The organism is Microbulbifer epialgicus (assembly GCF_041447265.1).
Classification (GTDB): Bacteria; Pseudomonadota; Gammaproteobacteria; order Pseudomonadales; family Cellvibrionaceae; genus Microbulbifer; species Microbulbifer epialgicus.
Genome location: NZ_JBGMEK010000287.1, coordinates 1 through 590, shown reverse-complemented (window position 1 = coordinate 590; position 590 = coordinate 1). Strand labels below are relative to the sequence as shown.

Annotated in this window: 1 protein-coding gene and 1 pseudogene; one reads left to right on the top strand and one right to left on the bottom strand. The window is 46.1% G+C overall.

All coding sequences use genetic code 11. The annotated features are described in order from the left end of the window. On the top strand, positions 1-243 hold a 243-nt coding region (locus tag ACCI49_RS25050), incomplete at its 5' end, for an integrase core domain-containing protein (RefSeq protein ID WP_371840492.1). 65 nt (positions 244-308) lie between these two features. Here the strand turns inward: ACCI49_RS25050 and ACCI49_RS25045 are convergent. Continuing rightward, positions 309-590, bottom strand: a pseudogene (locus tag ACCI49_RS25045) (transposase); the annotation flags it as partial.

Here is a 590-nt window from a genome sequence, read left to right as displayed (position 1 = left end):
AGGCATCCACAAACCAACGGCATCTGTGAGCGCTTCCATAAAACCATTCTACAAGAGTTCTACCAGCCTTCATTACGCCGGAAGATCTATGGATCAATAGAAGAGTTACAAAAGGATCTGGACGAATGGCTCACATATTACAATAATGACCGTACCCATCAGGGTAAAAAGTGTTGTGGCCGCACTCCGATGGCAACACTTGAAGATGGAAAAAGCATCTGGAAGGAAAAACTCGTAAACTGAATTTGACCTGACAAAGCACCTTCTGAAAAACCGGTAACTGTCAGATCAAGTCTGAACTACTACAATTTATCTCCCCACTTAGCCTCCAGTTCATTCAGGGCATTCTCAGCAGCATTGAGCGTTGCCGCTTTATAGACGCACTTCAAATCAGCCATAAAGGCCTTCTGATTTTTTGAAGCCACATACTTCATGGAGTTGCGGATCTGGTGGATGATGCAGTGCTGGATCTCGGTCTTGGGGTAGATGCTCTCTATGGCTTCGGGGAAGCCCTGCAGGCCATCGACACAAGCAATCAGGATATCTTTGACCCCACGATTATAAAGATCGGTTAGAACACCCAGCCAGTG